Source organism: Halomarina litorea, assembly GCF_024227715.1.
Lineage (GTDB): Archaea > Halobacteriota > Halobacteria > Halobacteriales > Haloarculaceae > Halomarina > Halomarina litorea.
Map to the genome: position 1 here is coordinate 1,558,750 of NZ_CP100448.1, position 17,846 is coordinate 1,576,595.

At 67.6% G+C, this 17,846-nt stretch carries 17 protein-coding genes and 1 tRNA gene; 10 read left to right on the forward strand and 8 right to left on the reverse strand.

What is annotated here, in order from left to right:
• Window positions 1-79: 79 nt before the first annotated feature.
• The 3 genes from dpsA to NKG96_RS08480 all read right to left on the reverse strand — a co-directional run bounded on the left by dpsA (window position 80) and on the right by NKG96_RS08480 (window position 2,116).
• Entirely contained in the window at window positions 80-631 is a 552-nt protein-coding gene (dpsA, locus tag NKG96_RS08470; RefSeq protein WP_254538099.1) for a DNA starvation/stationary phase protection protein DpsA, read from the reverse strand.
• Between the two features lie 77 nt (window positions 632-708).
• Window positions 709-1,491 carry a carbon-nitrogen hydrolase family protein gene (locus tag NKG96_RS08475; protein WP_254538100.1) on the reverse strand — a complete coding sequence of 261 codons (783 nt, stop codon included), beginning with the start codon at window positions 1,489-1,491 and terminating at the stop codon, window positions 709-711.
• 118 nt (window positions 1,492-1,609) lie between these two features.
• Entirely contained in the window at window positions 1,610-2,116 is a 507-nt protein-coding gene (locus NKG96_RS08480) for a hypothetical protein (RefSeq protein ID WP_254538101.1), read from the reverse strand.
• A 114-nt stretch (window positions 2,117-2,230) separates the two neighbouring features.
• On the opposite strand from NKG96_RS08480, the gene NKG96_RS08485 reads away from it, so the two are divergent.
• The 4 genes from NKG96_RS08485 to NKG96_RS08500 all read left to right on the forward strand — a co-directional run bounded on the left by NKG96_RS08485 (window position 2,231) and on the right by NKG96_RS08500 (window position 7,231).
• On the forward strand, window positions 2,231-2,707 hold the full coding sequence (locus NKG96_RS08485) for a YbaK/EbsC family protein (RefSeq protein WP_254538102.1): 477 nt from the start codon (window positions 2,231-2,233) through the stop codon (window positions 2,705-2,707).
• Window positions 2,708-2,959: 252 nt separating this feature from the next.
• Window positions 2,960-5,062 carry an acetate--CoA ligase family protein gene (locus NKG96_RS08490; protein WP_254538103.1) on the forward strand — a complete coding sequence of 701 codons (2,103 nt, stop codon included), beginning with the start codon at window positions 2,960-2,962 and terminating at the stop codon, window positions 5,060-5,062.
• Window positions 5,059-6,126 carry a phosphotransacetylase family protein gene (locus tag NKG96_RS08495; protein WP_254534490.1) on the forward strand — a complete coding sequence of 356 codons (1,068 nt, stop codon included), beginning with the start codon at window positions 5,059-5,061 and terminating at the stop codon, window positions 6,124-6,126. Before NKG96_RS08490 ends, NKG96_RS08495 begins: the two co-directional genes overlap by 4 nt.
• Window positions 6,127-6,355: 229 nt before the next feature.
• Window positions 6,356-7,231 (forward strand): alpha/beta fold hydrolase, encoded by an 876-nt coding sequence (locus tag NKG96_RS08500; protein ID WP_254534491.1) that lies wholly within the window; start codon window positions 6,356-6,358, stop codon window positions 7,229-7,231.
• Here NKG96_RS08500 and NKG96_RS08505 read toward each other — a convergent pair.
• Window positions 7,203-8,411 carry a CNNM domain-containing protein gene (locus NKG96_RS08505; RefSeq protein WP_254534492.1) on the reverse strand — a complete coding sequence of 403 codons (1,209 nt, stop codon included), beginning with the start codon at window positions 8,409-8,411 and terminating at the stop codon, window positions 7,203-7,205. The genes NKG96_RS08500 and NKG96_RS08505 overlap by 29 nt on opposite strands.
• A 128-nt stretch (window positions 8,412-8,539) precedes the next feature.
• Between NKG96_RS08505 and NKG96_RS08510 the strand changes: the two genes are divergently transcribed.
• Entirely contained in the window at window positions 8,540-9,811 is a 1,272-nt protein-coding gene (locus tag NKG96_RS08510) for a S8 family serine peptidase (RefSeq protein WP_254534493.1), read from the forward strand.
• 24 nt (window positions 9,812-9,835) lie between these two features.
• Here the strand turns inward: NKG96_RS08510 and NKG96_RS08515 are convergent, their stop codons facing one another.
• A complete protein-coding gene (locus NKG96_RS08515) occupies window positions 9,836-10,237 on the reverse strand; it encodes a thioredoxin family protein (protein ID WP_254534494.1) in 402 nt (133 codons plus the stop codon).
• A gap of 368 nt (window positions 10,238-10,605) precedes the next feature.
• Between NKG96_RS08515 and NKG96_RS08520 the strand changes: the two genes are divergently transcribed.
• The 3 genes from NKG96_RS08520 (at window position 10,606) to NKG96_RS08530 (ending at window position 12,638) form a co-directional block, all read left to right on the forward strand.
• Window positions 10,606-11,382 (forward strand): helix-turn-helix transcriptional regulator, encoded by a 777-nt coding sequence (locus tag NKG96_RS08520; RefSeq protein WP_254534495.1) that lies wholly within the window; start codon window positions 10,606-10,608, stop codon window positions 11,380-11,382.
• Between the two features lie 54 nt (window positions 11,383-11,436).
• Window positions 11,437-11,721, forward strand: coding sequence for a PRC-barrel domain-containing protein (locus NKG96_RS08525; RefSeq protein WP_254534497.1), 285 nt, complete (start codon window positions 11,437-11,439; stop codon window positions 11,719-11,721).
• A gap of 74 nt (window positions 11,722-11,795) precedes the next feature.
• Entirely contained in the window at window positions 11,796-12,638 is an 843-nt protein-coding gene (locus NKG96_RS08530) for a VOC family protein (RefSeq protein ID WP_254534498.1), read from the forward strand.
• Between the two features lie 216 nt (window positions 12,639-12,854).
• Here NKG96_RS08530 and NKG96_RS08535 read toward each other — a convergent pair whose 3' ends face one another.
• From NKG96_RS08535 to NKG96_RS08545, 3 genes are all read right to left on the reverse strand, one after another.
• Window positions 12,855-13,988 carry a citrate synthase/methylcitrate synthase gene (locus NKG96_RS08535; RefSeq protein ID WP_254534499.1) on the reverse strand — a complete coding sequence of 378 codons (1,134 nt, stop codon included), beginning with the start codon at window positions 13,986-13,988 and terminating at the stop codon, window positions 12,855-12,857.
• Between the two features lie 172 nt (window positions 13,989-14,160).
• The gene (locus tag NKG96_RS08540; protein WP_254534500.1) at window positions 14,161-15,609 is read right to left on the reverse strand and encodes a DHH family phosphoesterase; all 1,449 of its coding nucleotides are present in this window, start codon (window positions 15,607-15,609) and stop codon (window positions 14,161-14,163) included.
• A gap of 271 nt (window positions 15,610-15,880) precedes the next feature.
• Window positions 15,881-16,198, reverse strand: a complete 318-nt coding sequence (locus NKG96_RS08545) for a DUF7344 domain-containing protein (RefSeq protein WP_254534502.1) — start codon at window positions 16,196-16,198, stop codon at window positions 15,881-15,883.
• 167 nt (window positions 16,199-16,365) lie between these two features.
• Here NKG96_RS08545 and NKG96_RS08550 point away from each other — a divergent pair.
• Both NKG96_RS08550 and NKG96_RS08555 read left to right on the forward strand, forming a co-directional pair.
• Window positions 16,366-16,439: transfer RNA gene (locus tag NKG96_RS08550), tRNA-Lys, on the forward strand.
• A gap of 254 nt (window positions 16,440-16,693) precedes the next feature.
• Window positions 16,694-17,137, forward strand: a complete 444-nt coding sequence (locus tag NKG96_RS08555) for an Ig-like domain-containing protein (RefSeq protein ID WP_254534503.1) — start codon at window positions 16,694-16,696, stop codon at window positions 17,135-17,137.
• Window positions 17,138-17,846: the final 709 nt, after the last annotated feature.

Genomic DNA, 17,846 nt, shown 5'->3' on the forward strand with positions numbered 1-17,846 from the left:
GGCGCTTCGCTCTCCTCGACGGCGGAGCGGTGGCTCCGCGGCGTGAAAAAGCGGTGAGAATCGGTCGTCGAGCGCCCGCTCAGTGCGTCGCTTCCTCGAGGACGAGGGTGTCGTCTTCGAGGTAGTGCTCGATGTGGTGGGCGTCCTCCTCGACATCGACGAGGATCTCGCGGAGGATCTCCTCGGTCGCGTAGTCGCCGAGGTTGGCCGCGAGTTCGATGTGGTCGCGCATGCCTTCGATGATGTCGCCGTAGGCCTCGAGGTCGTTCTCGAGCGAGGTGCGGATGTCGTAGACGTCCTCTCCCTCGAACTCGATGGTGGCGCGCTCCTGCTGGTTGGCCGGGCCGGCGACGGGGACGCCGCCGATGGCCTGTGCTCGCTCGGCGATGATGTCCGCGCCCTCCTCGAGGTGCTCGTAGGCCTCCTCGAGGAACAGGTGGAGGTCGCGGAACTCGGCACCCTCGACGTTCCAGTGGTGCTTCTTCAGCTGGTGGTACAGGACGTACGCGTTGGCGAGGTCGGTGTTCAGCGCGTCGACGATCTGCTCTGCGCGGTCGGTGTCGATGCGCAGCGCGTTCTCCTCCATCTCGTCGGCGTGCTGACGGACCTCGTGTTCTTCTTGGGTGCTCATCTCGTTTCGAATATCGGGCGCTCTCCACTTAAACGTTGGCCTCCCAGGAAGCTTTCTTCGTGTTTCGAAAAGTCGAGTTACCGATTGGCATTCGATTCGCTCGCTTCGAGGAAAATCCCGACGGCTCGACGGTCCTCCGCGAGGAGGGCGGGATCCAGCGTCGCGACGAGATCGCGGGGTCGCCGGTCGAGAGCGTGGGCGACGCGGCCGTTCGGGTTCACTACGAGCGAGCGGCCGTTGTACGCCACGCGCTCGTCACCGACCGTCCGCTTCCCGGTGCGGCCCACGGCCACGACCCAGCGGACGCCGTCGAGCGCGCGGGCGCGAGCGAGCAGTCGCCAGTTCGACCCGTGGGCGGCGGGCCACGCCCCGACGACGAACAGGGCGTCGACGCGCTCCTCGGTGAAGGCGGCGCTCTCGCCGACGAAGTTGAGGTCGTAACAGGTGAGCAGGCCCGTCCGTCCCACGGGCGTCTCGACGACGACGCGCTTCTCGCCGGGGGTGAGCAGGGCGCGCTCGCTCCCCCAGAGGTGGCGCTTGCGGTAGACCGTCGTTCCCGTGTCGGTCACGTACGCCGCGGCGTTGTAGAGCGTCTCGCCGTCCCGTTCGACGAACCCGACGAGCAGGTCCTGTCCCTCGGCCGTCGCCACCTCCCGCACCGCGCCGAGTTCGCGCCCGTCAGCGTCGAGCGCCGCGTCCTCGATCCGGGCGTCGGCGGCGTACCCCGTCAGGAAGTGTTCGGGGAACAGGGCCACGGAGACGTCATCGGGGAGGCCGGCACAGCGCTCCCGGAGGTGCGCGAGGTTCGCGTTCACGTCGAGGTCCTCGACGCGGGCCTGGACGGCGGCGACGCGCGTCACGGCGGGTCACCGCCGTCGACTCGTCGGTCGGGGGTCGGGACGTCGAGCATGACGTCCGTGACTCGCCCGGCGGGTAAAAACCGGTGTGGGACCGTCCCCAACCCGTCGGTCCGGTCCGTTACTTCTCGGCGGAGGCGACCTCCTCGCCGCCGTGGGTCACGACGACTTTCGCCGGCAAGCCGCCCTCGAAGTCAGCGGTGGCGGTGTACTGGATGTCGACGATGCACTGCGCGCAGGCCTGTCCCTCGTTCTCCTCGGGGACGTAGGACTCGACGGCGACGGTGAGCGTGTCCGCGTCGGCGTCGTACGTCGCGTCCTGCAGGCGGGCGGTGTAGCAGGTGTCGGACCCGCTCACGACGCCCTCGACGGTGACGCTGCTCTCGCCGTAGGCCACGTCGGAGTCGTTGGTCCCCTGTCCGCAGTCCTGCGAGACGACCTCGAAGTCGGTGTTCAGCAGGTTCACGGCGGCACCCGAGGCGCCGTCCGTGCCGTTCGAGTCGTTCGAGTCGTTCGAGTCGTTGGGGTCGGTCCCCCCCGCGCCGTCGTCGCTCGGGCCGGCGGTACAGCCCGCCACGGCCATCGTCGTCCCCGCTGCCAGCGTGGTCAGGAAGCTACGTCGCTTCATACCTGCAGGGAGTGACCGTACGGAAATACCCCTTCGGTAGCAACAGAGAGCCGTTTGAACCACCCCGCTCCGGCCACCAGAACCGCTATGGGGCGGCCGTTCACAGGGGGTTCCATGCACCCGCGTGCCGAGGAGTTCGCCGCCCGCGCGACCGAGCGCTACGAGTTCACCCCCGAGGTCACGGAGTTCGACGACGGGACGAAGACCGCGGCCGACGCCGCGGCCGCCGTCGGCTGTGACGTCGCCCAGATAGCGAGCAGCATCGTCGTCGACGCCGACGGCTCCCTCGTCGTCTGTGTCACCAGCGGCGCGAACCGGGTGGACATGACGCGGGTCGCCGACCTCGTCGGGGGCCCGGCCGACTCCGTGGGGATGGCCGACGCGGGGGACATCCGCGAGACGGTGGGCTGGTCCATCGGCGGCGTCCCGCCGTTCTGTCACGACGCGGCCGTGCCCGTCTACATGGACGAGACGCTCACCGACTTCGAGACGGTGTGGGCCGCCGCCGGCACCCCGGAGGCCGTCTTCCCCATCGACCCCGACGCCCTCCGGGACCTCTCAGGGGCGACCGTCGCGGACTTCACGGAGTAGGGTCCGTGCCCGGTCGGGAAGCGTGGTCTTGTCGACGAGCGCGCTCACCCCGAAGAGAGCGATGGCGAGGGATCCGAGCGCGAGGCCGGCCGTCCCGGCGAGGACCGAACGGCGAGTGTAGGAGGGACACCGTGATAATAATATATATTCAGTAAATAATAACTCCTGCTATCGAACGTCGGTGCGTTGTTATCGAACCCCCTCGACTCGCCGTCACGTACTTCGCCCGCGCGCGCGAATCCCCGGTGACGGATGGAGACACGACTCGACGCGCTGTTCGACCCGGACCGGGTGTGCGTCGTCGGCGCGACCGAACGCGAGGGGTCGGTCGGCCGCGCGGTGACGCACAACATGCTCGACTCGTTCGCGGGCGAGACGGTGCCGGTGAACCCGAACACGGAGACGGTGTTCGGCGAGCGTGCGTACCCGGACGTGGCCAGTGTACCGGGGAAAATCGACCTCGCCGTCGTCGTCGTCCCCGTGGCGGTGGCGGTCGACGTGGTCCGGCAGGCCGGCGAGGCGGGCATCGGCCACGTCGTCGTCGTCACCGCCGGGTTCGGCGAGACGGGGAGCGAGGGCGCACGCCGGGAGCGCGAGTTGCGCGAGGTCGCTCGGGAGTACGACCTCGCGCTGGTCGGGCCGAACAGCCTCGGCGTCCTCTCGACCGGGTCGGGGCTGAACGCCACCTTCGGCCCGGACATGGCGCTCCCGGGCGACGTCTCCTTCATGAGCCAGTCGGGGGCGTTCGTCACCGCCGTCCTCGACTGGGCGAACGACCGCGGACTGGGCTTTCGCGACGTGGTCTCGCTCGGCAACAAGGCGGTCCTTGACGAACGCGACTTCGTCGAGGCGTGGGGTTCCGACCCCGACACGTCGGTCGTCCTCGGCTATCTGGAGGGGATCACCGACGGGCGGGCGTTCGTCGACACCGCCCGCGAGGTCACTGCCGAGACGCCCGTGGTCGTCGTCAAGTCGGGACGGACGGAGGCGGGCGCACACGCCGCCGCCTCGCACACGGGCACCATCGCGGGCAGCGAGGCGGCCTACGAGGCCGGACTGGAGCAGGCGGGCGTCCTCCGCGCCGAGACGGTCGAGGAACTGTTCGACACCGCGGAGGCACTGGCGGGCCAACCGCTCCCCGGAGGAGAGTCGGTGGCCGTCGTGACCAACGCGGGCGGGCCGGGCGTGATGGCGACCGACGCCGTCGGCGACTCCGGCCTCTCGCTGGCCTCGTTCACCGACGAGACGCTCGACCGCTTCCGCGAGGTGCTCCCCGAGGCGGCGAACGTCTACAACCCGGTGGACGTCATCGGCGACGCGCCCGTCGAACGGTTCGGTGCGGCCATCGAGGCGGCGCTCGCGGACCCGAACGTCGATTCCCTCGCCGTCATCGCCTGTCCCGTGGCCGTCCTCACGTTCGAGGAACTGGCCGACGAAGTCGTGGCAAAGGCGGCGGAGGCGGGGAAACCCGTCGCCGTCTGCCTCATGGGCGGCGACTCGACGCGCGAGGCGACCCGAATCCTGAACGAGGCGGGCGTCCCGGCGTACTTCGACCCGGCGCGCGCGGTGCGGAGCCTCGACGCCCTCCGCGAGTACGCGGCCGTCAGAGCGCGGGAGTACGAGTCCCCGACGACGTTCGACGTGGACCGCGAGGCTGCCCGCGAGGTCCTTCAGGAGGCCGCCGACCGGGGCGAGACCCGCCTCGGCGTGGAGGCGATGGGGTTGCTCTCCGCCTACGGCATCCCGACGCCCGCGGGCGAGGTGGTCACCTCGCCCCACGAGGCACTGGAGGCCGCGGAGGAAATCGAGGGCGACGTCGTCATGAAGATCGTCTCGCCGGACATCCTCCACAAGTCGGACATCGGCGGGGTGCGCGTCGGCGTCCCCAACCGGGAGGTGTACGACGCCTACGAGGACCTCGTGACGCGGGCGCGCAACTACCAGCCGGACGCGACGCTGCTGGGCGTACAGGTGCAGGAACTGCTGGACCTCTCGGCGGGCGTCGAGACCATCGTCGGGGCGAACCGCGACCCGCAGTTCGGCCCGCTCGTCCTGTTCGGCCTCGGCGGGGTGTTCGTCGAGGTGCTCGAGGACACGACGGTTCGAGTCGCGCCCATCAGCGAGCGGGAGGCGACCGAGATGCTGGACGACATCCGGGCCGCGCCGCTCCTGCGCGGGGCGCGGGGGCGCGACCCGGTCGACGAGGGAGCGGTCGTGGAGACGCTCCAGCGCCTCTCGCAACTGGTGACGGACTTCCCCGCGATTCTCGAACTGGACGTCAACCCCCTCGTCGTCACCCCCGAGGGCGCGTGCGCCGTGGACGTGCGCCTGACCATCGACCCGGAGGAGCTATGAACCCGATTCTCATCACCGCGACGGACGAGAGCACAGGCAAGACGGCCGTGGCGCTGGCGCTGGCGCTGGTCGCCCGCGAACGGGGCCGGTCGGTCGGCTACATGAAGCCGAAGGGGACGCGCCTCCAGAGCGCCGTCGGCAAGACGCTGGACGAGGACCCCCTCGTCGCCCGCGAGGTGTTGGGCCTCGACGCCGGGATGGCGGACCTCGAACCGGTCGTCTACTCGCGGACGTTCGTCGAACAGGTCATGCGCGGGCGCGAGGACCCGGCGGCGCTCCGCGACCGCATCCGGGACCGGTACGACGCGCTCTCGGCCGACCACGACCTGATGGTCGTCGAGGGGGGCGGGTCGTTCGCGACGGGTGGGGTCGCGGGCCTCACGGACGCCGACGTGGCCGACCTGCTGGACGCGAGGGCGGTCCTCGTCGCTCGCTACGAGGACCCGACGGACGCCGACGCGGTGCTCTCGGCGGCCCGGCACCTCGGGGACCGACTGGCGGGCGTCCTGTTCAACGCCGTTCCGGACGCCGCACTCGACGGCCTCAGGGCGGACGCCATCCCCTTCCTCGAGGGCGAGGGAATCCCGGTGTTCGGTGCGATACCGCGGGTCCGCGAACTCGCGGGGGTGACCGTGGCGGACCTGGCGTCGGAACTGGGCGGGCGGGTGCTGACCACCGACGCGCCGACCGACGCCTTCGTCGAGCGGTTCACCGTGGGCGCGATGAGCGCCGACGACGCCCTCACGCAGTTCCGGCGGACGCGCGACGCGGCGGTCATCACGGGCGGCGACCGCCCCGAGATTCACTCGGCGGCGCTCGACGCCCCCGGAATCAAGTGTCTCGTCCTCACGGGCGGGTTCGAACCGCCGGGCGCCGTCCTCGGACGGGCGGAGGAGGCCGGCGTCCCGGTCGTCCTCGTCCAGTCGGACACCATCACCACCGTCGAACGCTGCGAGGACGTCGTCCGGTCGGGGCGGGCGCGGGACGCCCGCACGGTCGAACGGATGCGAGAACTCCTCACTGACGGGGCGGACGTCGACCGGATGCTCGCGCTGTCCGGGTAGTGGACAGATGTTCTCTGAGCGACAGATTCCCCGCATCGTGTTCGGAAACTAATCCGTAGGCAGTGCTTAACGCCGCTTAAGCCGCATAGACTTAAGAGTACCGAAACGGTACGGCCGGTGGAGCTCCCGTAGCTCCGTAGTGTCACACGCGGGGTTCCCCTGCCCCGCACTCTCACTCGACGAGCGACCGCGCCGGAACCGCTAACCATCGGCCGACGCACGTACGTCTATGGACCACGGCACGGTACGGGTCGGTGGCGACACCCTCCACTACATCGAGAGCGACGGGCGCGACGCTACCGGAACCGACGGAAGCGGGGACGACCCACCGCTCGTCTGCCTCCACGGGGCCGTCATCGACGCCGCGCACGTCTCGTGGGGTGGCGTCCTCGACGAGTTGGCGACGACGCTGGGACGGCGCGTTCTCGCGCTCGACCAACTCGGCTACGGGGAGAGCGACCGCCCCGAGGACGCCGCGTACTCGACCGCCGCACACGTCGAGCGCTTCGGCGGATTCGTCGACGCCCTCTCGCTGGACCGGGTCGTCCCGGTCGGCCTCTCGATGGGCGGGGGCGTCGCCCTCGGCTACGCGCTCGACCACCCGGACCGGGTCGAACGACTCGTCCTCGTGGACAGTCACGGCCTCGGCGCGCCCGTCCCGGGCGGGAAACTGACCTACCTCCTCTCGCGGACCGACGTACCTAACAAGGCGGCGCTGGCGCTGCTCTCCCGGAGCAAGGGTATCACGCGAGCGAGTCTCGGCAACGTGGTCGTCGACCCGGGCGAACTCGACGACGCCGTCGTGGCCGAGGTGTACGACCTCCTCCAGCGACCCGACCCGGGGTTCGCCTTCCGGCGGTGGCGACGCCACGAGGTGACCTGGGGTGGCTATCGGACGGACTACACGAACCGCCTCGCCGGGTTCGAGGTACCGACGCTGCTCGTCCACGGCGCGGCGGACGAGGTGGTTCCGGTGTCGGTCGCGCGGCAGGCCGCCGCCCGACTACCCGAGGGGACCCTCGAAGTGTTCGAAGACTGCGCGCACTGGCCGCCGCGGGAACGACCGTCGGTGTTCGTCAGTCGTCTCCGGACGTGGTGGGCGTAGACGACCCACGTCGGTCGGCCCCCGCCGACCCGCCGGCCGTCGTCTCCGCACGGTCGAGGGGGTCTTCCAGTTCCCCCGTGATGGCCTCGAAGCAGTCGGTCGCGGTCACGAGACCGACGAGTTCGTCGGAGTCGGCGTCCGGGTCCTCGACGGACTCGTCGTCGTCCGGCTCACCGCCTGTCACTAGCGCGAGCTCCTGTGCCTCCTCTTGGAAGCGGTCGATGAGGTCGGCCACGTCTTCGGCCGCCTCGACGGTCATCGGCGGGGCGGCGATGTCCTCCAACGTCGTCCCGCCCTCCCGGAGCGCGTCTAGTTCGCGCAACACGGCGGGAGCGTAGACGACGCCCCGGAAGTCCGACAGTGAGTCCCCGATGAGCGGGAACCGGGAGTGTGGCGACGTGGACATGCGCTCGAGGTTCTCCTCGAAGGAATCGCCAGCCCGGAGGGCGACGATGTCCTCGGTGGGAATCATGATATCGTTGACCGACACGAAGTCGATGTCGATGGCCGCGAGCACTTCCTCCCGGCGCTCCTGCGTGAGTCCGAGTCCCGAGAGTCGTTCGCCCATCTGCCGGCGCACCTCGCCGGGGGTGGTCCCACTGCCCTCTCCTTCCGCCTCCTCGTCAGCCCACGAGCGCTCGATGGTCACACCGAACAGTCCGAGGAGGGCCTTCGCGATGCGGTCGGAGAGCGCGATGGCGGGATACATCACCTTCCCCCAGAGGTAGAGCGGCCACGCACAGTACTTACAGACCAACTTGGTCCGTTCGACGCCGAGGTAGGTGGGTGCCTGCTCCCCGACGACGATGTGAAAGAGGTTGATGACGACGAGCGCGAGTATCACCGACAGGAGCGTGTGTCCCCCCTCGCCGCCTCCACCGAGCAAGCCACTCAGTCCAACGGCCTTCACTGCCGGGTCGATGAGGGCCGCGAGCGCCGGTTCCGCGACGTAGCCGAGCCCGACCGAACAGATGGTGATGCCGACCTGACAGCCCGAGAGATATATCTCTAGCTGTTCGGTCATCTCCCAGGCCCGCTCGAGCCCCGGCGTCCCTCGGAACTCCGACTCAGGGAACTGACGGACCCGGGTCATCGCGAACTCAGAGACGACGAAGAACGCGTTTCCCAACAGGAGGAAGATACCAACTCCGAGCGCCAGCAACGTCACGAATTCGACCATTGTCCGCCGGTAGTCCGTGAACACTCGTAAGTCTGCGGCCTTCGAAACTCTATCGAAATCGGATATATAACTACGACCGATGAATTATAAATTTAACATTTATATGTTGGTGTCGCTTGGTAAGTACGATGCCAACCCACAATCGGCGGACGTTTCTGAAGGTGAGCGGCGCGGCACTCGGCGGAATGTTCGCGACGAGCGGCACCGTCCTCGCACAGGAGAGCACGGACCGGTTCATCGTCGACCTGAAGGACGATAGGGACCCCGAGGGCGTCGACGTCGTCCACGACCTGAGCGCGGTCGGTCTGGCCGTCGTCGAGGGGACGAAGTCCGACGCGGAGAAACTGGGGACTGTCGCGCCCGACCTGCGCCTCACGCTCGCGGACCCCGACGTGAACCGCGAGGCACCGACGGTTGCGGACGCCGGTGTTGCCGACGAGCCCCTGTATCACCTCCAGTGGGACAAGCAGGCCCTCGACGTGACGACGGCGTGGGAGACCACGAAGGGCGCGGGGACGCGCGTCGCCATCATCGACTCGGGTGTCGATGCGAGCCACGAGGACCTCGAGGTGAACACCGAACTCTCGAGAAACTTCACCGGCGACGGCGAGGGGGCAGGCGTGCCTGCCGGCGGCGACCACGGTACCCACGTCGCGGGTATCGTCGGTGCATTGGACAACGAGACAGGTATCGTCGGGACCGCGCCCGAGACGGACCTCGTCGACTGCCGAGTGTTCTCGGCGGACCCCGGCGCGTCGTTCGCCGACATCCTCGCCGCCATCGTCTACTCCGCCGAAATCGACGCCGACGTGGCGAACCTGAGCCTCGGGGCGTATCCCGTCCCGCGACAGGGCCTGGGGAGCTTCTACGGCGAGGTGCTCAACAGCACGATGACCTACGCCAACGAGGAGGGCACCCTGCTGGTCATCTCCGCCGGCAACGACTCCGCCGACCTGCAACACGACCTGAACTTCATCAGCCTGCCCAACGAGGGCGCGCAGGCGGTGTCGGTGTCCGCGACGGGTCCCATCGGGTTCATGTGGGGCGAAGACGGCCTCGAAGCACCACCCCAGAGTCCCGCCTTCTACACCAACTACGGCACGAACGCCATCACCCTCGGCGCGCCCGGCGGCGACGCCGACCTGAGTGCTATCGAGACGGGAGTGAACTGGTTCAACGACCTCGTGCTGAGCACCGTCCCCGGCGGATATGGCTGGAAGGCCGGCACCTCGATGGCCGCGCCCAACGTCGCGGGGGCCGCCGCCCTCGTCAAGAGCGCGAACTCGTCGTACGACGCGAACCAGGTCGAGAGCGCCCTCAAGCGGGCCGCAGAAGTCCCCGAGGGCTACGACAAGGCCTACTACGGCGCGGGCTTCCTGAACGTCGTCGACGCCCTGTAGAACGGTCCCCCGAACGGCCGATTTTTACGCGTGCTGGTCGACGAGCGACCGCAACGTCCCCTCGTCTTGGACGCCCACCAGGCGTTCGACCAGTTCGCCACCCGCGTACAGTTGCAGGGTGGGGACGCCCCGGACGCCCTGTTGCTGGGCGAGCGCCTGGTTCGCGTCGATGTCCACCTTGAGGACGGCGGCGGCGCTGTCGGCGGCCAGCGACTCGACGGTCGGTTCGAGCATCTTGCACGGTCCACACCAGTCCGCGTAGTAATCAACCAGCACGACGTCGTGCTGCCCGACGAGTTCCGCGAGGTGGTCTGCCCCGTCGACGTGGATGGGTTCCGCAGGGGAAGACGCTACTGACTGTGCTTCGACGAGCCGTTTCCGCTTCTCCTCCCGTATCGCGTCGAGTTCGTCGTCGGCTTCGGTCATGGCCGACGATACTCCCTCGACGAGCATAAACGGTCGTGTATTCGTGCACGGGGAGGGCACAACCGACGCCGCGGGCGGGGAGGGGTGGCGGCCGCTCGTCGGGTGATGTCGATGAGTGGCGAGGGGAGTCACCCCTCGAGAGATGCCGTCGGTTCGGGCAGAGCCGACGACGGGTGCGCACAGTAGTGCGCGTTGCCGGGCTGTCAGAGGCTTCCGGCAATACGACTGTTCGGCGTGAACCATTATCAGTTCACCCCCTGATGTGCCGTTCGGGGCAACAGTACTGATACATAACTCCTTCCCTAGTTTATATCTCACCCTTCGATACGGCACAGGATTCTTGTGCGTCCGCCGACTGGTACAGCCAGATGGAGCACCGAGAGCCGGGGGACGCACTCGACCTGCTCGGTCAGCGGGCCCCGATGCTCCGCGCGCTCGACGAGGGACCGACCACCAAGGCGGCCGTCCAGTCGGCACTCGGCGTCTCGCGGTCGACCGTCGACCGGGGGCTCAGGGACCTGGAACACATGGAGTTCGTAGAGCGCACCCCCGAGGGCTACCGGGTGACGCTCTGCGGTCGGGTCGCCCTCGAGGCCTACGACCGGTTCGAGACGCAACTCTCCGGGGTCTGTGAGGTCTCGGACCTGCTCTCGTCGTTCCCCGGGGACGTCCCGCTCGATCCCGCCGTCTTCTCGGGCGCGGACGTGATCCGACCGGACCCGACCGCGCCGCAGCGACCCACCGAGGCCATCTGTGACCTCGTCCGGTGGGCCGAGGAGACCCGGGGGACCGTCGTCGGCGTCTCCGACCAGTTCGTCGACGTCTACCGGGAGGGAATCACGGCCGGGTCGTCGGTGTCGCTCGTCCTCCCCCCATCGGCGCTCCGGCGACTCCTCTCGAAGTACGCGGAGACCATGGACGACGTCCTCTCGACGGGTCGGGTCACCCTGCGGGAGTCGACGGCCACCCCCCAGTTCGGACTGAAGATACACCGGCGCGGCGACCACCGGGTCGTCGGCCTCGCGATATACGGCGACGACGGCCTGCGGGCGTTCGTCAGGAACGACGACCCGGAGGCCGTCCTGTGGGTCGAGTCGCTGTTCGAGTCGGTCTGGGCGGACGCCGACCCGATACCGCTCCCGTGAGTCGAATGCGTCGGTCCATCAAGGGTTAATACCCCCCCGCCCCACGGCCCCGGTATGGACCAGACGCCCCAGGAGATCACGTCGCTCGTCGGCCGGGAAGTCTACTCGAACAATGGCGTGTTCGTCGGCCAGGTCGAGGACCTCCGTCTCGACCTCGACACCGAGACCGTGACGGGGCTCGCCCTCGCGGACCTCAACGACGAACTGTTCCGTGACCGCGCCCGCGGCGCCCGCGGCGTCATCATCCCGTACCGCTGGGTGCGGGCCGTCGGCGACGTCATCCTCATCAACGACATCATCGAGCGGATGAAACAGCCCGAGGAGGAGGCGGCGGCGTAGCCACTCCCGAACGTCCGCCGCGGGTGTCCCGCCGCGTCCAGTAGCGTTACCTTCCGGTCGAGCCAACGGGTCGCATGGAGGACCGGACCGACACGCTCCCTGCCACCACCCGCATCGGTCGCGTCGCCCTCCGCGTGAACGACCTTGACGAGATGACCGACTTCTACGAGGGCCGCGTCGGCCTCTCCGTCCAGCGTCGGACCGCGGAGCGCGCCGTCCTTGGCGCGGACGACACCCCGTTGCTCGAACTGTTCGCCGACCCCGGGGCGGCCCTGCGCGGCGCGAGCGAGACGGGGTTGTTCCACACGGCGTTTCTCTTCCCCACGCGTGGCTCGCTGGGTGCGGCTCTCGAACGGGTCGAGGCGGACTGGCGACTCGACGGCGCGTCCGACCACGGCGTGAGCGAGGCGGTCTACTGTACGGACCCGGAGGGCAACGGCGTCGAACTGTACCACGACCGTCCGAAGGAGGTCTGGCCCATCGGTCCCGACGGTCGGGTCCGGATGGGGAGCGACCGCCTCGCGCTCGACGACCTCCGGGCGGCGAGCACCGGCGACAGGGTCGCTCCGGAGGGAACGACGGTGGGGCACGTGCACCTGGAGGTCTCCTCGTTGGCCGCGGCCCGCGCGTTCTACGTCGACGCGCTCGGGTTGCGGGTGCGACAGACCGACGACCGCTCGGTGCTGTTCCTCGCGGCTGGCGGCTACCACCACCACCTCGGGCTCAACACCTGGAACGGCCGGACCGACCCGCTCTCCGGGCGGGGACTCGCGTGGCTCGAACTCGTCGTCCCGGACCGGACGACCCTCGACGCGGTCGGGACGCGACTCGGCGCGGAGACGTCCGTCCGGGACACCGACGACGGTATCGAGGCGACCGGACCGGACGGCGTCCCCCTCCGGGTCCGGATCGGGTAGCGGGTTTCGACTACGGCCCCGCCGCTCGCGCCGACGGCGCTCGCGTAATTACCGATCTTCGAGTGCCGCCCACGTTCGCCCTCGCTCCCCGACGTACCGCGCGACCGTTTGCTGCGCTCCCTCGCCGTGCTCGGTCGCTGGCAAACCCTCGACGAAAAGCCGTCGACACCCCCTTCGGGGGTGCCTCGGCCGCTCGCGCCGACGGCGCTCGCGTAACTATCGGGCTTCGAGTGCCGCCCACGTTCGCCCTCGCTCCCCGACGTACCGCGAGCGGGGGCGGACGATGCGGTTGTTCGCCAACTGTTCGAGGCAGTGGGCCGTCCACCCGGCGACCCGGGCGACGCCGAACGTCGCGGTGAACAGTTCCTGCGGGACGCCGACGCCGCACAGGAGGACGGCGGTGTAGAACTCGACGTTGGTCTCCAGCTGTCGCCCCGGCTTGTGCTCTTCCAGGAGGTCCACCGCGACTCGCTCCGTCTCCCGGGCCGTCTCGAACAGGTCCGCGTCCGGTCGGTCCTCGAAGAGTCGCTCGGCGGCCGTCGACAGGACGGCGGCGCGGGGGTCCCGCACCTCGTAGACGCGGTGGCCGAAGCCCATCAGGCGCTGGCCGGAGGAGAGCGCCTCCCGGACCCACGTCACGGCGTCGCCCGACTCGTGGACCTCGCGGAGCATGTCGAGGACGGGGCCGGGTGCGCCGCCGTGGAGCGGCCCCTTCAGCGCGCCGACCGCGCCCGTGACCGCCGACAGCACGTCCGTCTCCGTCGAGACGATGGCCCGGGCGGCGAACGTCGAGGCGTTCAGCCCGTGGTCACAGACCGTGTTCAGGTACGTCTCCAGCCCCCTGACCCGCGCCTCGTCGGGAACCTCGCCGGTCAGCAGGTAGAGGTAGTTCGCGGCGTGGCCCAGGTCCTCGCGGGGGGCGAGTGGGTCCTCGCCCTGCCGGTAGCGCCAGTAGGTCCCGACGATGGTGGGAAACTGGGCGACGGCGAGGAGGGCGTCGCGCTCGGGGTCGTCCGTCTCGCGGACGAGACTCGCACTCGCCGCGCCCATCCGGACGGCGTCCATCGCGCCGTTCCCGCGCTCGGCGGCCTCGCGGAGCAGTTCACGGGTGACTTCGGGGACGTCCCGATGGGCGCGCAGGTCGTCGCGGAGGGCGTCGAGTTCGGACTCGGTGGGGAGGCGGTCGTTCCGGAGGAGGAAGACCGTCTCCTCGAACGTCGCGTGGCCCGCGAGTTCCGCGAGGGGGTACCCGGCGACGACCAGTTCGCCCGCCTCGCCGTCGATGTGCGAGAGGCGCGTCTCCGCGGCGATGACGTGTTCGAGGCCGGGGTCGAGGGTGTCGTCTGCCATACCCGGGGTAGTCCGACCCGTGACTTAGCGGCAGGTGTTGCGGGCGAGGCCGCCGGGAAATCGTCGGACTTCTTACCAGTGGTCGGTCGCGTGGCGAGTCGTGCGTCGAGCGTTCGCTCCGCGGATGGGATTCGTGAGAATCGTTGTCTCCCGACGGGGTCGTCGGAGGTGGTCAGTTGCCGTTCCCGTCGCTCGTCTCGACGCCCATCGCGTTGAACAGTTTGCGGCGAACGGCCTCCTCGGTCAACTGGAGGAGCGTATCGCGGTTCTCCTCGTTCGTCTCGATGCCGGTGAAGATGCCGAGGGGGATCTCGACGGTGGCGTCGGTGGAGTGGCCCTTCGCCTCGCCGATGTCGCCGAAGGCGTCCTCGAGGACGCCCCCGATGTTCATGCGGATGTCCTTCGACCGGGCGGCGAGGTAGATGGTGTCCTCGGTGATGGCGAAGACGGCGGTGGTGGTGATGCCCTCGAGGTTGAGGAGGTGCTGGGCGGCCTGCGCGAGGGCGTCCCGGTCGCGGACGAACCCGGCGTTCGAGACGAGGTGCGAGCCCTGCACCTCGCGGTTGCGGATGGCCTCCGCGAGGACGTCGAGCGTCTCGGGGCTCATCGACGGCGACTCGACCTGTTCTAAGGTGTCGTGGTTGACGAACGGGTAGAGGTAGGCGGCGGCGGTGAGGTCGGCGGGCGTCGTGTCGCGCTTGAAGTCGAGCGTCTCGGCGCGGATGCCGTAGAGGAGGGCGGTGGCGACCTGTTCGGAGAGCTTGATGTCGAACTCCTGGATGTACTTCGTGAGGATGGTCGAGGAGGAGGCGATGTTCGGACGGATGTCCTCGAAACGAGCGTCGTACTCGATTTCGGGTTCGGCGTGGTCGATGTACACGTCGACAGGTCGGTCGACGGTGGCCTCGGCGGCCTGCGAGTGGTCGACCAGCGCGATGGTGTCGTACTGGTCGAGTTCAACGTCCGACCGCGAGAGCAGGTCGATACCCAGCAGGTTGACGAACGCGCGGTTCTCCTGGATGCCGATTTCCCCCTCGTAGACGATGTCGGCCTCGACGTCGCGCGAGCGGGCGATGGCCTGGAGGGCGACGGCGCTGGCGATGGAGTCGGGACTCGGACTCGGGGATGTGAGGATGGCGAGTCGCGTCCCGGTGCCGTCGATGACCTCGGCGAGTTTGCCGGTCTTGAACTCCAGTTCCCCCGTCTCCAGCGCGCGGAGCGCGGAGTCGGCGATGACCGCCGAGGGGTTGATGACGACGTCCGCGCCGATGTCCGAGAGGTCGTCCGCGGAGACGGGGTCGGACGCGCGCGCGACGATGAACTGCTCGCCGCCCCGGTCGCGGATGTTCTCGACGGCCGCCTCGTTGGCCCCCACGTCCGAGGAGAGGATGAGGATGACGTCCCGGTCGGACACCGTGTCCGCCACACTGGCGTCACGGATGTCGGCCGCGCGGGCGTCCATGTCCTGGTCGCGGAGCGCCTCGACGCGACCCTCGTCCATGTCGATGATGAGGACGTCCTTGCCCTCGTCCTCGAGTTCCTCCGCGACGGCGTGACCGACGCTGCCACACCCGAGAATCGCGTAGGTAGACATCGACGCCATCGTGATGGCGGTACTCATGTTACCCTACATCCGATTGGCGCATACTAAAGTCTCCTCTCTCCGACCGGTCGTCACCGAGAACGGATGAGGGAGCGATGGACCGCCCGGCGTTCGGGGGCCCCACGTGCCATGCGTCGGAAACCGAATGCCGGCGCTTTGCCGGCGTCCACCCGTGAACGGCTTCGTCCGAACTCGACGGTCGCCGTGATTCCCCACGCGACCGTCGTGCTCCCGCAGGATGTGGGTCGACCCGTGCCGATAAATCGCTTGTGGCCCCCCGTCAACCGTGTCACGTGGTCGCATCGAGAGTGCGGACGGCGTCCACGAGTGTCTCGACCTCCGGGGAGGTGCTCGTGGCCGCGACGGTCTCGCGTTCCTCGTCGTACTGGAGGAATCCGGCGTCCGCGAGGCGTCTGAGATGGTTGTGGACGAGCGTCAGGTGAATCCGGTCGACCCGCGCCGGGTCGGCCCGTCCCGTCTCGTTGTCGGCGACGATCTGCGCGAGGTCGTCGACGGAGAGTCTGTCCTCCGAGTCGGCGAGCGCGTAGACGACGCGACGCCTCCGGGGGTCGCTGAGCGCATCGAGTAGTTCCGAGGTGGTGTCCATCACGTCACGTCAATCGAACTATGGGTCGATAGCTAACAGGAAGTTTAGTTGAATATTAGTGGTGAGATAATTTCTTAACGACTGCTATTAATGGTGTCAGGGAGTCGCTGTCCGCGGCGAGAAGGAAACGTATATGAGTCGTTCGCCGGTAGTCGATATCGAGGCGAGGGCTGATAGCTCAGCCAGGCAGAGCATCTGGCTCTTAACCAGACGGCCGAGGGTTCAAATCCCTCTCAGCCCGTAGCTACAAAACGGGACTCTCAGCTACTGACGGCCGCGGTTTCTCCACATCATCAGTTACTCCAAAGGACAATCGTTCGAGCGACGAACGAACGCTTCGTCAAGTGTGCCTCGCGCCGCTCCTCGAGGTATCTCTCACCGTTTCTTTCGTATCGGTTGGCGGTGACGTAGCTGTTAGACTTGTGCCGCGAGTATAACAGCGAGTCAGGTCACGGTGCCCCGAAAGCATATCTCAGTCAGAAATAAATTGTTGTTATGAATCGCCCTTGGTCCCGGCGTGCGGTCCTCTGCTCCGGAGGAACAGGAATCGCGCTCTTGAGCGGCTGCGTGGGGAGAATCACTGGGAGTAGCGATCAGCCAGACTCTGAATCGTCAGGCACAGCAGATGGGTTCGATGGTGATCCATACGACATCATTGTCCGGAATCATGCATCCACAGAACAAACGATAGAGGTGACAGTCCGAGATGATCATGAGGTGGTCTTCGCTAAACAGGTCACTGTTGGCCCACTCCCGCAGCATGGGGGCCAGATATTCGACGACGTTGTCGAGACACGTGGGACATACGAGGTTGAAGTGAGGTTCCCATCTGGGGAGGGAGAAGTGTACAACTGGGAGGTCGATGACGACGAGCGGGATGTCTGGATCAGTATCACTGGCGACTCTGAACTAACAATCCATCTGACGTCACAGGATTAGTAGGGCAGTATCCCAATCTCGGTTACGGACATCTGGCTGGACGTCGCGGCGGGGGAGCAAACGACATGGACCTACTCATACACGCCGACACCGTCGCCGAACGTCGAAGACCCACGAATGCAGTACGTTCTGGAAGTTCGTGACGGGCGAGAGGACCTCAATATCGACATCACCCGAGAGTCGCAACACTCACGCTCTCTGTCTAACACTCACAAGAATTGTTATTAGCTGTCGGTACGCGTCTCAGCGTCTCTCGCGGGTTATTGATCACCTGAAATGAATTTTCGTTCGACTATCGAACGAACGCCCTCTCAGCCCGCTTTCCTGTGAACACCAGTGAGCAGTGAAAACGCTACAGAGGGATTTTGAATCAGCGAGTGAACGTAGTGAACGAGCGGGGTTCAAATCCCACTCAACCCGCTTTTGCGAGACACGTTCCTCAGCCACGGACGGCCGTGATTTTTCTACATCATCCGATATTCCCACAGGACAACCGTTCGTGTGACGAACGCCTCGATTCGTGTAGTCTTTCTCCGAGTCGAACAGATGGTGACTATCCGGCATTGGTCGCGACCATGTGTGCCTGAAGCGCGTCGTCGGCAGCGAGGTACGCCTCGCGTGGATAGAGCGCCAGTTCACTCGTTTCGGCGACCATCTTTTTCCACGTCAGTATGGGGTCAAATCCGTTCCTCGAACGATCGCCGTCAGT